The sequence below is a fragment of the Argonema antarcticum A004/B2 genome (assembly GCF_023333585.1).
Classification (GTDB): Bacteria; Cyanobacteriota; Cyanobacteriia; order Cyanobacteriales; family Aerosakkonemataceae; genus Argonema; species Argonema antarcticum.
On record NZ_JAIQZN010000138.1, the window covers coordinates 1 to 14,783 of the forward strand.

A 14,783-nucleotide genomic window follows, 5' to 3' on the forward strand; every position below is an offset into this window, starting at 1 on the left:
CAAGGGGGACAAGGGGGACAAGGGGGACAAGGGGGACAAGGGGGACAAGGGGGACAAGGGGGACTCTTTCTGCCAACCAACTACATATCACCGCACCCAGTCGCAGAGGGGAGAAGCAGAAGATTTTAGATTTCAAAACTTTACTTTTGAATTGACGATTTTAAATCGGAAATTTTAAATTTTAAATCTCAAATTCCCTGTTTTCTAGAGCGCCAGTCCAGTAATACTTGGTTGTGCGTTTATAGCTTGTAGGGGCGAAGCATTCGGGCAGGAAATCTACGGTAAGAGCGATCGCTTACTCCCCGAATGCTAATGCCTCCGGCACGCTTCGCGAACGCCCCTACCCACACATCGGATTGTTTTTTTGTCAACCTCTTTTACTGGACTGGCGCTCTAGTGCCTTTCTGCTGATAAGCAGGTAAGTGGTCATCTCGCCTTTGCCTTTGACTTGGATGACGCCGCGCTCTTCAAGTAGATATTTATCTTTTAATAGCTCAAATGTGGAGGCGCTGACTTGAATGGCATTGGGAAGACCGTGGGACTCCATACGGCTGGCTGTATTCACGGCGTCACCCCACAGATCGTAGATAAATTTTTTGATGCCAATCACACCGGCGACGACTGGCCCGCTATTGATGCCGATGCGGATGCTAAACTGTTCGCCATTCTCTATAGAATATCGGCTCATTTCTTCGATCATGTCGAGGGCCATTTCCGCTATGGCTTCTGCATGGTCGCTTCGCTTGTTGGGAACTCCACCGACCACCATGTAGGCATCGCCGATCGTCTTTATTTTCTCTAAATTGTGTAACTCTGCTAGCCTATCAAAGGCTGAAAATATCTGATTGAGCAATTCCACGAGTGCTTGAGGCGATATTCGGGCCGAAAGTGTGGTAAAGCCTACGATGTCTGCAAACAAAACTGTGACTTCTGGGAAGCTGTCTGCGATCGCACTTTTGCTATTTTTCAATTGTTTGGCGATCGACTCTGGTAACATATTCAGCAACAAACTTTCTGACTTCTCCTGCTCTATACATAAATTATCAAGCGTCTGTTGCAGTTCGCTGGTAGCATCGCGGACAGCTTTTTGGAGCCGATCTACAGAAGTGCTGACTTCTTGAGCCATCGACTGCATAGTTGTGGCTAGCATACCGATTTCATCGTTCGATTTAATATCCACGGTAGCTGAAAAGTCTTGGGCTGCTAATTTTTGGGCATATTCAGTAAGCTGATTTAAAGGCTGAGAAACTCTTTTTACTAGCACATAGCTGGCGGACACGCTGAGCAGAAACAAAACTAAAATCAGGCATACCTGTTGAGCTAGAGCTGTTCTTATCTGCGCTTTAATTAATTCTTTATCCATTCCTACATGGACATATCCAGACGCGCCAGCCAAAATAGGTGCAGATATATCGATGACTTCTCCCATTCCTTCAATTTGTAAGTTCTCGATAGCTATTTGATCGCTATTGTCACTGAGATTCCGCACGCGCTCCGGTATGGTAGGAACAAAGGTATGGGCAATTATTTCTTTGTTGGTGTCAACTACAAGCACATAAACGACGCCCCGAATTTCTAGAAACTGGTCAACGATCGCTTGAATAGTTTCCGGTGGACTAACACTGATGATATTTTCACTAGAATTAGCAACGCTGCGTGCGATCGCAATTCCCTTGCTGCGATATTCTTGCTTGAGATTTTCGTTAAGATTCCATCCAGAAAAAGCAGAAGTAGCGATCGCCACCGCACCAAACAGGAAGATTTGTCCTACCAAAGTTTTTCTAAATAACATAGACATTTTCATTTAGCCCACCGTTGCCAGTCAGTTAACGGGACAAACCGACCTTTTTCAATTGTTGTGTAATAGACTCGCTCCAATCCCTGATGTTTTTCTGCTCCGAATGATACAGGTGTATTAATCCCTAAATCGAGGTTATGGATGCTTTCTACAGTCAGAGCGATCGGATTCTTTTGCAAATTAATAGGTGTCAAAATCGACCAAGTTTTTTGACCGACAATGCCATCTTCTACTAGGCTGTGAGACTTCTGAAAAGCCATCACGGCAGATTTTGTGTTATTATTAAAGATTCCATTAATAGTTCCGGGTGTAACTCCTTCTTTTTCTAGACGCAGCTGTAGCTCAGTTACTCGCGTACCGCGATCGCCAATTTTTAATGAAGGAGGCGATATGGGAGTATATTTATTCATTTTATTGAGAATTTCCACTAGGAGTTTAGCATTAAGAAAACCTTCAAAACTGACAAAACTATATGGAATTGGTTCATATTCTTCATCAAGCAATTGAGATGAAGGCATAGGCTTATATCGAGCCATCAGTTGCCTATATTCACGTACTGCTGGTAAAGATGTATCTTCATAGCTGGGTACTACTTGGGAATTAATTAAATTTTTTGTATAGTCTTTCCCAGTTTTTTGGCCTGTATTTTGCAGCAATTCCAGCAAACTTTCGCTACCAACAAAAGAGATATTGGCAATAGGAATATCCCAGCCAGCATCTCTAGCATCGCGAATGAAACCTGCACAAGCAGCATAAGAACCTATCGAAATTACAGCATCTGGATTGGCTTTTTTCAGAATTTCTACCTGTTGTTTGAAACTATCAGAGTAAGGTGTACCTCGACGATATGTAACTTCTGATATTATTTTCAAGTCATTCTTAGCGAGCGATCGCCTGACACCATCCCAGCCACTTCTGCCGTAAGCATCAATCTGGTAAAATACGGCAATCCGCTTTCTCCCTATTTGGACAAAACGATTGACTAACCCTTCCGTTTCTTGTCGATAAGATGCCCTAAGATTGAAGACAAATTTTTGATAAGGTTCTTGTCGATGCGGTTGAGCGCCAGTAAATGGAAAGAATAAATAGATGTTGCCTCCGGGACGATTAGAAGGCAATTCTAGCGCCGGTGAAACTCGCTCGTTCTGTGCTGGAGAACCCATAACGCTGTATCTATTTAGCAGCGGCAGCATTCTTGTGACAGTGGGAGTTCCCACATAATTAAACAGTAGATAAACTTTATCTTTTTCAACCATATCGATTGTATTCTTTATGGTTTTAGTCGGATCGTAACTATCATCATAAGCCTGAATTACTATTTTTTTACCGTTGAGACCTCCTTGGCTATTAATATAATCGATATACGCCATTGAACCTCGATATAATTCTATACCGAGTTCTTTGGATGGCCCTTTAAATGCAGCTGACATTCCTAACACAATATCCTCACCCCAGGCATTTAAAGGTTTAAACAATAAAGAACCAATCATCGGGGTGAGCAAGATTAAGGCGATATTTAAATTTTTGGCGAGTTGATTTTTTAGCATATTTTTAGTTTTCAAATTGTCTGTTGTCATCGTTGGTTAAAATTCTACCGCAGATGTAGGCGCTTCGCCTTCCCGTAGGGTAGACAGATAAACGCAGATAAGAATAATCACACGAATTTCTTAGATAACCGATGCTACCGGACATGATATTACTTGCATTCGCTCTTGTTCGGATGGGTAGTAGGTACGTAGTTGCGATGACAGCGAAGACAGCGAAACTACGTACCTGCGTTAACTATTAACCTTTTTTCTGCCTGTGAGCAAATAAGTAATCATCTCGCCTTTGCCTTTAATAGAGATAGCACCCCGTTCCTCAAAAAGAAATTTTTCGCGTAATAACTCGTATGTAGCGGCTGTGACTTGAATGGAGCCTGGAATGCCGTGGGATTCCATGCGACTGGCTGTATTCACCGTGTCACCCCACAGATCGTAGATAAATTTTTTGATGCCAATCACGCCTGCTACGACTGGGCCACTGTTAATGCCGATGCGAATGCTGAATGTTTGGTTGGTAGAGCCGTTAAATTGGGCAATTTCTGTTTGCATATCTAGAGCCATTTCGGCTATAGCTTCTGCGTGATTGGGGGAGGGAGTTGGGAGTCCACCTACTACCATATAGGCGTCGCCAATTGTCTTGATTTTCTCCAAACCATGCTTTTCGGCTAGTCGGTCAAATTCTGAGAAAATTTCATTAAGTATTTCTACCAGTTCTGTGGGTGATAGGCGGGTGGAAAGTTCTGTAAAGCCAACGATGTCTGCAAACAAAACGGTTACTTTTGGGAAGCTGTCAGCAATGTAGCCTTGATCCTGTTTGAGGCGATTGGCGATCGCACTTGGCAAAATATTCAGCAGCAGACGTTCAGACTTCTCTGTTTCAGCGCGTAGTGCCTCTTCTGCTTGCTTGCGTTCCGTAATATCGCGAATTACAGACATCATGTGAGGCTGACCTTTGTATATAAAACTTATTGCATTTACCTCTATGGGAAATGCAGTGCCGTCTTTACGCAGGTGAATTCCTTGGGTTTTGAAATGACCGCCATTCTGAAAAAGATTTTGGAGATCTTCTGCGGCGCGTTGACGCTCGTCTGGGTGGATAAATTCTGTTGCGTGCAGACCGATAAAATCTTTGTAATCATGTCCATACATCCGGCACGTAGCGGTATTAGCTTCAACAACAAAACCGTCAAAATTATTGATAATCAAACCATCATTGCTGGCTTCAAAAATGCTGTGATATTGTTCTTCTCTCTCCCGCAGTGCCGATTCTGCCTGTTTGCGATCGGTGATATCCCGCACTATGCAAACTTGTTCGCCACTCTCAAGTAAATAGTGCAAGATTTCTAATGAAGTGTTGCTACCATTACGTATAATTATCGTTTCCTCTCCTCGCCACTGACGTTTTTTCAGAAGTGCAGGCATAATTTCTTGTTTGTAACGTTGTTCGGCTATTTTTACATCATCTTGTGAGTACAAAAATTTCCAGGTTTTACCAATTAATTCCGTCGGGGTTTCATAAGAGTAGATCTGAGCATAAGCTTTGTTGGTGTAAATGAATTCACCTGACGAATTCAAGATCGCAATCCCGTCCAGTGCAGCTTCAATTACAGCAGCCTGACGTTGCAATATCGCCTCTGTATGCTTGCGATCTGTAATATCTTCAAGTACGCCTACAAGACCGATTACTTTTCCAGTTGAGTCCGGCATTGGAATTTTACAAATATCAAGCCAAATGGTTTCTCCATCCGGCGATGGTTTTTGTTTGGCTGCAATTATGTGTAATTCCGGTTTATTTGTTTCCATGATTCTGCGGTCTTGAGTGCGGAATAATTCTGCTACTTCTCGGTTAGCAACTAAGTCGTAGTCTGTCTTACCTACCACTGCTTCTGAACTTTCAAGTTGGGCGGATTGAGCCCAGTTTTTGTTGCAACCTTGGAAAACTAAGTTTGTGTCTTTCCAGAAAACTTGTTGAGGAATGTTATCTATAATCAGCCGTAAATATTCTTTGCTTGTTCCCAGTGCTTCTTCTACCTGTTTGCGATCGCTTATATCCCGGATAATTGTAGCAAAATAGTCAATTTCTCCGCTGTCGCGCCGCATCACCAGAATAACTTGAGAAACCGAAATCTCCCGGCCATCCCGCGTTATTAGGGCTGTTTCTCCACTCCAGACGCCATCAAGCATCGCAGATGGTATTCCCTCCTGGGAAATGATTTTATATGCCCATTCTGGGTGGCAATTAGGGATCTTAATTTTGGAAATATCTTCATCTGCACTCATCCCTAGCATCCGACGACCTGCTTTATTGAGGTAGATAAACTCTGTGTGTAAGTTATTGATGGCAACAAAGTCTGTGGTTGCTTCCAAAATTGCTGCAAACCGCGCTAAATCTGTTTCAGCTTGTTTGCGTGTGGTGATGTCCAGGGCCATTGAAGCGATGCCGATCGCATTTCCGTCGCTGTCAATTAGAGGGGTATTATACCACTCGCAGATAATAATTCTGCCATCTTTAGTAAGGTTCTCGTTTGTGTTGCGAGTTACACTTTTTATTGTTGAAGTCTCATTCCAGATTTGGTTGACATTATCTCTGGCGCTTTCAGGTACAATCAATCCCACTCCATGACGACCCATCGCTTCATTTTTGCTATATCCAAAAATAGCTTCAGCTGCTGGGTTCCATTCAATCACTTCAAAATTAATATTCCATTCAATTACTGCTAAAGGTGTCTGCCGAAAAAGTAGAGAGAGTCTTTGTTGTGATTTGATGAGTTCTTGTGTCCGACGCTCAACTCTTTGTTCTAAGGTACGGTTATATTCTTCTAATGTTTCGCGAGATATTTTTAACTGGCTTGTCATTTGATTAAAGGTGCGGGCGAGTATGCCGATTTCGTTTTTGGAAGATATTTCGATCTGGTAAGATAGATCGCCTTGTGCGATCGCTTCGGCACCTTGGGCTAATAAGTTAATCGGACTCACGATGTATTGAGCTAACATAAAACCACCGGCAGTCGCTACAGAAATAACTGCTATTATTAAAAAAGTAAAATTAGATCTCAATCTATTAGGTGTAGCTAATGCCTGCACTACAGGCTGTTCTACTACAATACCCCAGTTGGTATTTTTAACTAGCGTTGATGTACCGATAACTTCTGCACCTAACAAACCTACATATCTTTGGGCGATAGCTCCCTCTCTTTTATTAATCAGAGGATTAACAGTGGGTAAAGATGCCAAATTAATGCTTTTTTTGACTACTTCTAAATCTTTGTATCCAATTAAGTTACCCCGTCGATCGACAATATAGAAATAGCTGCCTACGCCGGGTTCAAGCAAAGTTAGTCTTTGCCACAAATTATCAAAGTTTACTACTGCTATTACCACAAAATCTTCATTTTTTTCTCCCTTTACCGTTCGTGATATTGTTACTAAATGCCCCTTGTCAACAAGGGAAACGTTTCCTATAAACATTTGACCTTGTTTCGCACGAAAAAAAGACTCTGACTCAGAACTGGTTGTTAATTTATCAGGTGGAAATGATACGCAATCAATCAAATGATATAATTCTTTACCTTCAATATCTTTAACTGATAGTTCATGATATAAATGTGGAGAATTAATGCAGATTAATTCTAAGGATTTAGCAGAATTATTCTGATTTCTGCTAGTAATTTCTCCTGTTAATTTCAAGTTCGCAAAAACATTATCAACGTAGCTAGAAATATAAGTATTTCCTAATGAAAGTATACTTTCTTGTCGAGTGGCAATTTCTTGGTTGACGAATTTAAATCCGGTGTAAACAGATAAAAGACCACCTACCAGTAAAGGTAAGATGGCAATTAGAATAAATAGCAAGGCTAGACATTTAGCTAATCTACCACGGTTTCCGATCATGATTTTCAATGGGGAATGGAAAAAGAGAAGACTTCAAATTTTAGATTGCAAATTTAAAATACTTGAATTTGCAATCTAGAATCTAAAATTTTAAATTTATGACTGCACCCCTATCTAACTCTATTTATAATCCTAACCTGCGATCTAAAGGGTAATTTTCGCTTGACCCTACAGATTGCACCTACAAGCTACACCCTTCTACCCATAAGAAAATAAGTAGTCATTTCGCCTTTGCCTTTGATGGGAATACGACCTCGTTCCTCAAACAAATATTTATCTCGCAATAGCTGATAAGTTGAGGCTGTGACTTGAATAGAGCCTGGAATGCCGTGGGATTCCATGCGACTGGCTGTATTCACGGTGTCGCCCCACAAGTCGTAGCTGAATTTTTTGATCCCAATCACACCAGCAACAACAGGGCCTGTATTTATGCCTACCCGCAGCTGGAGGTTTTGGTTGGTTTCGGAGTTGAATCGGTTAATTTCTATTTGCATATCGAGGGCCATTTCCGCTACTGCTTCGGCGTGGTCAGTTCTGGGTATGGGCAGTCCTCCGACTACCATATAGGCATCGCCGATCGTCTTAATTTTTTCCAAGCCATGTTGATCGGTCAGGGTGTCAAAAGTTGAAAAAATCTCGTTGAGCAATTCTACGAGTTCTACAGGCTCGATCGAAGCAGAAAGCTCTGTAAAGCCAACGATGTCGCCAAACAAAACGGTACTTTCATCAAAGCTGTCAGCAATGGTGGTTTCTTCTTCTCTCAGACGTTGAGCGATCGCATGAGGCAAAATATTCAGCAGCAGGCGCTCAGTTTGTTCCTGTTCATAGCGCAGAGCTTCTTGTGCCAATTTGCGAGCCGTGATATCTTCAACAATGCCTTCGTAATAGAGGAGCTTGCCTTCCGCATCGCGAACAGCGCGTGCATTTTCTGAAATCCAGATCGTGCTACCATCCTGGCGATGAACCTGAGACTCAAACCCCGACACGGCGTTATTCTGTTGCATAAGTGCAATAAAATCTCCTCTGCGATTGGGGTCAACGTAAAGCTGCTGTTCGATGTTTGTCAGATTTGCGATCAGATCTGCTGGCGAGAAATAGCCGTATAACCTTGCTAGCGCCGGGTTAGCGCTGATATATTTTCCCTGGGGTAAAGTTTGGAAAATGCCTTCGATAGCGTTCTCAAAAATCGTGCGATATTTCTCTTCTGTTTGCCGCAGTGCTTCTTCCATTCGGACGCGGTAGGTGATGTCAGTAGTTACAACTAGCAAGCAGGGCTGATTTTCCAAATCAATGATTTCAGCCGATAACAATCCGACTAAGATTTCGCCTGATTTTTTGCGAAACTCGCACTCTTGATTGCGAAGTGACCCTCGTTCCCACGGCTGGGACTGGGCGGACTGCAACATTTCCACTATTCTGGCACGGTCTTCTTGATTAACCCAGATATTCAGATCTGAGGCAGTATGACCGATGACTTCTTCGCGATCGAACTCTAGCAGACTTAAGAAAGTCTCATTCACGTCGATAAAGCGGCCATCTTCGACAGTGGTGATGGTAATGATGTCAGGAGAGGAACGAAAAGCTTTGGAGAATTTTTCCTCTGAGAGGCGCAAAGCATCGGACGATCGCTTTCTTTCCAGAATCTCCACCATCAATTGCTTATTCGTCTCTTTTAAAACACCGGTACGCTCCTCGACTCTGATTTCTAGCTCTTCATTAGCCTTTTTCAGGGCTTCTTGCGCCTTCATACGAGAAGCCGCTTCCATTGCCAGGGCCACGAAATCCGCAAGCGAGCTGGCGAATTGTTCCTCCTCTAACGCCCACTGGCGGGCAGGGCCAATATGCTCGTGACAGATGACGCCCACCATTCGACCGCCAACGCGAATTGGTGCATCCAGCATGGAGGTGATGCCCAAAAGGGTTAAATAATTCGCTGAAAATTCGGAGGTTCTGGGGTCGGTGTGGGCATCGTGCGCCGCAATAATCCGTTCTGTTTGCAAACCTTGGAAATATCCAGGAAAGTCAACTGCCCGAAGTTCTAGACCGGACGTATGGCTGGTATAGCTTCGTTCGTAGAGGTTGAGGCATACGATTGCCGATCGCTCTTCGTTGTATAACCAAACACTAGCCCGCTCTACTTCCAGAGTGTCGGTAGCAACAACAGTGATGTCTTGAATAGCTGCACTCAGATCTCCGCTGGCGATCTGAGTGCGACTGGTCAAATCCAATAAGGCAAGGCTTTGTCTGCGGAGGCGTCTAGAACTAGCTTTCAGGGTTTCTTCGGCCTGCTTGCGATCGCTTATATCGCGCACTACTGCTTGCAAAACGATCCGAGATGAATGAGTTGAAGTTTCTAATTCAGAACTCAAAACTGACAACTCAGAACTCCATTTCCAGTCAACTGCCGTTAGCCACACTTCTGCGGTAAACTCCGATCGGTCCAAGCGGCGGTGCAGCCATTCAAAGCGACAACTTCCTTCTCGAAAAGCTGTCGCGATGTTTTGTGCTGATAATTGGGCCGAACTCTCGCCACTGGGTTGAAATGGTGGGGAAAATTCGTCGGGGCGCTTACCGCAGAATTGTTCTTTAGCGGTGCAGCCAAACATTTCCAAAGTGGCCCGGTTGCCATCGAAGAAGTACGCTCTCTCATCGAGTAGCATGACGGCATCAATGGTTGATTCGTATAAGGTGCGGAACTTTTGCTCCGATTCCTGGAGTTTTGCTTGAATAGCTTTGAGATTGCCGATCTCGTTGCCAATTGCCTGTTCGACTGCCTCGCGCAATCTTCTTTTCACCAAAATAAATACCAGGACGCCGATCGTAAGTGCAACCAAGGGAATTAAGAATTGGGAATGGGGCATGGGCATTGGGAATGGGGCATTGGGAATATTCTTGCCTAATCCTCAGTCCCTATTTTCTTTTTTCTTTTGACTTTTGACTTTTGCCCTTGTGCTAATCCCGATCGATCGATAAACTACCTGCTTAATCTAATTAAGTTAGGTTGGCATGGATAATAGGTACGTAGTTGCGATGCCGCGCTCAAAAAGCCCCCCCCCCCAACTACGTACCTAGTAAAAGAACTTGAATTTTTGTGTTGTGTGAGTAGAGGAGTGAATCGGCATGGTCGATACAGCCCAACCCCGGATAGGAGTCTCCCTGGATGGAAACGCGAATCTTTTTTCCCAGATGCGGTGCGATGCCTATGGTGGGCTTTGCCAACGCGCCTGGGTGGAAATCGATTTAGCAGCTTTAGCCCATAATGTCCGACAGATCGAAGGCATCTTAGCGCCCCAGACAGCATTGATGGCGGTGGTGAAAGCTGATGCTTACGGACACGGTGCTGTAACCGTTGCCCAGACTGTGTTGCAACACGGAGCGAGTTGGCTGGGCGTGGCGACAATTCCAGAAGGAATCGAACTGCGACAGGCTGGAATTGAGGCCCCAATTTTGATCCTGGGGGCTACGCATACGCCAGAGCAAATTCGGGCTCAAGCATACTGGAAGTTGCAGCCGACAATTTGCACGCCCCAGCAAGCTTTGGCTTTTTCAGAAACTTTAACTTCATCTAACCTGACACTGCCGGTACATATCAAGTTGGATACGGGAATGTCCCGTTTGGGTACATCTTGGCAGCAATCAGCCGAGTTTGTGCAGCTGGTAAGTCGATTGCCAAATCTGCAAATTGCCAGTATCTATTCGCACTTGGCAACGGCTGACAGTCCCGATCGCACTACTATGAAGGAGCAGCAACAGCGGTTTGAGGATGCTTTAGCCGAAATAAAATCTTTGGGAATAGCATCGCCGCGATTGCATTTGGCAAACTCAGCTGCCATCCTCGCCGATCGAACTTTGCACTATGATATGGTGCGGGCTGGTTTGGCTATCTACGGTCTTTATCCAGCCAAACATTTGCAGCAGGCGAGCTGTGGAACAGATCTGGGTGTTACCCCGATCGAATTAAGGCCAGTTATGCAAGTGAAAGCGCGAGTTACGCAAGTAAAAACTATTGCAGCTGGTACGGGTGTCAGCTACAGTCATCATTTCGTAGCCTCTAGGGAAATGCGCCTCGCCGTTGTTGGGATCGGCTATGCTGATGGCGTTCCCCGCAACCTTTCTAACAAAATGAAGGTGGCGCTTCGAGGTCAACCGATCCGGCAAGTAGGAACAATTACGATGGATCAGCTGATGCTGGATGTGAGTGAATTCCCCGATTTGCAGGTTGGCGAAGTAGTAACGCTGCTGGGAAAAGATGGAGATATAGAGATTCTAGCCGATGACTGGGCGGCGACTTTGGGAACGATCTCTTGGGAAATTCTCTGTAGCTTCAAGCATCGACTACCTCGTGTGGCGGTAGGAGTGCTGAGTGCTTCTTGAGTGCTGAGTATTTTTTTTCAGTGGCGAATCTTGGAAACTCAACGCCGAGTCTTTTAAACTCAGCGTTGAGTTTTGGAAACTCAACGCCTAAATCAGGAACTTACAGATTCAGTTATGAGAATTGAGATCGATTTGATATCTGTTCTTTTAAAAGATTCAGTCATGAGCATTCAGCAAGCAGCAGTTTCTTTGCAACAGTCACCGGAACTGGGGTTAGAGTTTGGCAAAAAACTGGTGGAGTTAGCCTTTAGGGTTGTACCGCAAATTCTCTGGGCGATCGGCATTATGCTGCTAACACGAGTAGCAATTACTATTGTAGGTCGCTTTACTCGTAAGGCTCTCAATCGCACTGAGCCAACTTTGCGGAAGTTCCTAATTCAAACGGCTGAAATCTTGACTTTAGCGATCGGGATTGTTGCTTTTCTGAATACTTTGGGAATTGAGGCAACAAGTGTAGTTGCGGTGATAGGTGCTGCTGGTTTGGCGATCGGTTTGGCTTTGCAAAATACGCTATCCCATTTTGCTGCTGGAGTAATGCTGATTAGCCTGCGTCCGTTTGACGTAGGAGATTTCATTGAAGGGGGAGGTGTTTCCGGGGAGGTGGATGCGATCGGCATTTTCTCTACCACATTGGTGACGCCAGACAATGTGAAAATTACGGTGCCAAACGGCAACCTCTTCACTGGTACAGTGAAAAATACTACTGCTATGGGTACGCGACGGGTCGATCTGGAGATTGATATTGGAGATCGCCCCATCGAACTGACTATTGCTTTACTTTTATCTGCGGTGCAACCTCATCCTTTAGTTTTAAATAACCCAAAACCAACCTGTCACGTCGCTTCAATTTCAGCGAAAGGAACAATTTTGTATTTGCGCCCTTGGTGTGCGGCTAGGGTTTACGAACAGGTGCGATCGGACGTGCAAAAACTGGTTAAAGAAGCTTTAGATAACAACCCTCTAACGAATGTAAATTCCATCGATCGCATTAATGACTCTCTCTAAATCTTCTGCTGTCAAATTAGATCCAGAAGGCAAACACAAACCGCGATCGAATAAATCTTCAGAAATTGCACCACCAATTGATTCACACTCAGCAAATACAGGCTGTAAATGCAGAGGTTTCCAAACAGGACGCGCTTCGATTTTTTGTTTGCCTAGTTCCAAACGCACTTGTTCTCGATCGGCCCCAAAAGCTGCCGGATCGATCGTCAAACAAGTTAGCCAACGAGTAGCGCGTCCGAAGTCAGCTTCCGGCATAAATTCGATTCCGGGTAATTTTCCTAAAGCTTGTTGGTAAACTTCAAAATTGTGTCTTCTAGCGTTTACTCGCTCTTCTAAAACGCGCAATTGACCGCGACCGATTCCAGCTAAAACGTTGCTCAAACGATAATTATAGCCAACTACTGAATGTTGGTAATGAGGTGCGGGGTCGCGAGCTTGGGTTGCTAAGAAACGAGCTTTTTCTACTATATTTCGATCATCGGAAACTAGCATTCCGCCGCCGGAAGTGGTAATGATTTTATTGCCGTTGAATGAGAAGATGCCGATTTTGCCAAAAATTCCGGGGGATTTATCTTTGTAAGTTGCACCCAGGGATTCGGCGGCGTCTTCCACCAGGGGAACTTCATATTCCAAACAAGCTGCGAGAATTGGGTCTATATCGGCGCTTTGACCGTAAAGGTGTACAATAACGACGGCTTTGGGTAATTTGCCAAGTTTTGCTCGTTTTTCTAGTGTTTCCCGCAATAAATCGGGATTCATGTTCCAGGTAGTGCGATCGCTATCGATAAAAAGCAGAATTTGTTTAATCACTTCCCTTCCTTAGTACTATTTATCATCCCCATCACTTTCAGCAAACAAAATCAAGCCTTCCTGTAATTGTTTGATTTGTCAAATAGGTTAATCATGAAAAATTGTTTTCCAAATGTAATATACGTCTTTGGATAAGGAACAAGTTTCCAGATATTCTAAATTAATTCGTACTTTATCTGGATAAAGTACTTTGTTATTGTACTCAACTGGATCGCTAACGTTTGCTAGGATTTCTTCTTCATTTCTGTAAGCTAGGGTAGCAGAACCAGTAATTCCGGGACGCAAAAGGAGTAATCTGCGATCGCTACCTTCCAGCTTGTCTGCATAGCCAGGAACGTCAGGTCTCGGACCAACCAAGCTCATCTCGCCTACGAGTACATTCCAAAATTGGGGTAGTTCATCTAACTTCCATCGTCGCAAGTAAACACCAATCAACGGAAGCACAGATCAAAGTGGGAATATCTCGGCGATAACCCAACAAATGAACCTGTTTTTCCACCCCTAATTCAATGGCTAAATTTCGTGTCTCATCCATTAATAACTTCGGCCCTTCTCCAGCAATAGCTAAGTGAATTTCCGGGTTTCCTAAGTGAGCTAATGCCCTCACAATGTCTCTATGACGTTTATTCGGAGTAAATTCTGCTATTGCCAAAAACATCGAGTTGCTGGGTGTTAAACCCAGTTCTTCACGCAGCTTTAATATATCGGCTTCTCCCACATTGTTGCGATTATAATAATTCATTTCCACGCCTATTCCTGGCATATAAAGAATGCGTTCTGGGGGAACTATCCCAAGACGTTTCGCTGCTTCCTCATCGTCGTGATTGATTACTACCAAATAGTCTGTCCAGACACCCGCGATTTTTTCCAAAGTAATGAATACTGCATTTTTGACGGGATTTCCTCCCTTATAGAAGTGAAAGCCGTGAGCCGTATAGATTACTTTGGTTTTGAGGACAAGCTGAAATTTCAGAAGCCATAGCATCTACTAGCCAGCCTTGACCACGGAAGTAATGGGCAAAGGGAAATAGAAACTCCCTGAAAACACTTGGCACTGTTGCGACCATTAGAAGTCTGTTCATATCTTTACTTCTTTTTATATATCTCTCACAACTATTTTTGAGTAAGAATTACGGCTTTATCTTTGACTAATTCCGTCGCAATTTCTCCCATGTTAAGGCTTTCCATTTTATATGATTCTTGCAAGTATTTATAGTGTTCTAGGATCTTTCTAAGAAATGAAATGTTTTGGTCTAAATCAACTCCAAAATTATGAGGATGCCAGTAACCGTTCAGGGGGTGCGCCTGCGGCGCACCACCCCAAGAGGAGTTGTAAAGATTTTGGAGAAAAAAAGTGGGCG

The 14,783-nt window shown here is 44.0% G+C and carries 10 protein-coding genes; 2 read left to right on the forward strand and 8 right to left on the reverse strand.

Translation table 11 applies throughout. The annotated features are described in order from the left end of the window. Window positions 1-367: 367 nt before the first annotated feature. From LAY57_RS32605 to LAY57_RS32620, 4 genes are all read right to left on the reverse strand, one after another. Window positions 368-1,792 (reverse strand): adenylate/guanylate cyclase domain-containing protein, encoded by a 1,425-nt coding sequence (locus LAY57_RS32605; protein ID WP_249071345.1) that lies wholly within the window; start codon window positions 1,790-1,792, stop codon window positions 368-370. Window positions 1,793-1,800: 8 nt separating this feature from the next. Then, complete coding sequence (locus tag LAY57_RS32610) at window positions 1,801-3,375, reverse strand: ABC transporter substrate-binding protein (RefSeq protein ID WP_249071346.1); 1,575 nt, start codon at window positions 3,373-3,375, stop codon at window positions 1,801-1,803. 201 nt (window positions 3,376-3,576) lie between these two features. Then, on the reverse strand, window positions 3,577-7,233 hold the full coding sequence (locus LAY57_RS32615) for a PAS domain S-box protein (RefSeq protein WP_249071347.1): 3,657 nt from the start codon (window positions 7,231-7,233) through the stop codon (window positions 3,577-3,579). Between the two features lie 188 nt (window positions 7,234-7,421). Continuing rightward, window positions 7,422-10,094 carry an adenylate/guanylate cyclase domain-containing protein gene (locus LAY57_RS32620; protein ID WP_249071348.1) on the reverse strand — a complete coding sequence of 891 codons (2,673 nt, stop codon included), beginning with the start codon at window positions 10,092-10,094 and terminating at the stop codon, window positions 7,422-7,424. Between the two features lie 325 nt (window positions 10,095-10,419). On the opposite strand from LAY57_RS32620, the gene alr reads away from it, so the two are divergent. Both alr and LAY57_RS32630 read left to right on the forward strand, forming a co-directional pair. Continuing rightward, window positions 10,420-11,607, forward strand: coding sequence for an alanine racemase (gene alr, locus LAY57_RS32625; protein ID WP_249071352.1), 1,188 nt, complete (start codon window positions 10,420-10,422; stop codon window positions 11,605-11,607). A 162-nt stretch (window positions 11,608-11,769) separates the two neighbouring features. Further along, complete coding sequence (locus tag LAY57_RS32630; protein ID WP_249071349.1) at window positions 11,770-12,612, forward strand: mechanosensitive ion channel family protein; 843 nt, start codon at window positions 11,770-11,772, stop codon at window positions 12,610-12,612. Here LAY57_RS32630 and LAY57_RS32635 read toward each other — a convergent pair. From LAY57_RS32635 to LAY57_RS32650, 4 genes are all read right to left on the reverse strand, one after another. Next, the gene (locus LAY57_RS32635; protein ID WP_249071350.1) at window positions 12,568-13,422 is read right to left on the reverse strand and encodes a DegT/DnrJ/EryC1/StrS family aminotransferase; all 855 of its coding nucleotides are present in this window, start codon (window positions 13,420-13,422) and stop codon (window positions 12,568-12,570) included. The two genes, LAY57_RS32630 and LAY57_RS32635, sit on opposite strands and share 45 nt — an antisense overlap. Window positions 13,423-13,509: 87 nt before the next feature. Then, window positions 13,510-13,866 carry a sugar transferase gene (locus LAY57_RS32640; RefSeq protein WP_338022538.1) on the reverse strand — a complete coding sequence of 119 codons (357 nt, stop codon included), beginning with the start codon at window positions 13,864-13,866 and terminating at the stop codon, window positions 13,510-13,512. Further along, window positions 13,820-14,407 carry a glycosyltransferase gene (locus tag LAY57_RS36050; protein ID WP_275994442.1) on the reverse strand — a complete coding sequence of 196 codons (588 nt, stop codon included), beginning with the start codon at window positions 14,405-14,407 and terminating at the stop codon, window positions 13,820-13,822. The genes LAY57_RS32640 and LAY57_RS36050 overlap by 47 nt, the downstream gene beginning before the upstream one ends. A gap of 128 nt (window positions 14,408-14,535) precedes the next feature. Next, window positions 14,536-14,783: hypothetical protein (locus LAY57_RS32650; protein ID WP_249071351.1), on the reverse strand; the 248-nt coding region annotated here is incomplete at its 5' end.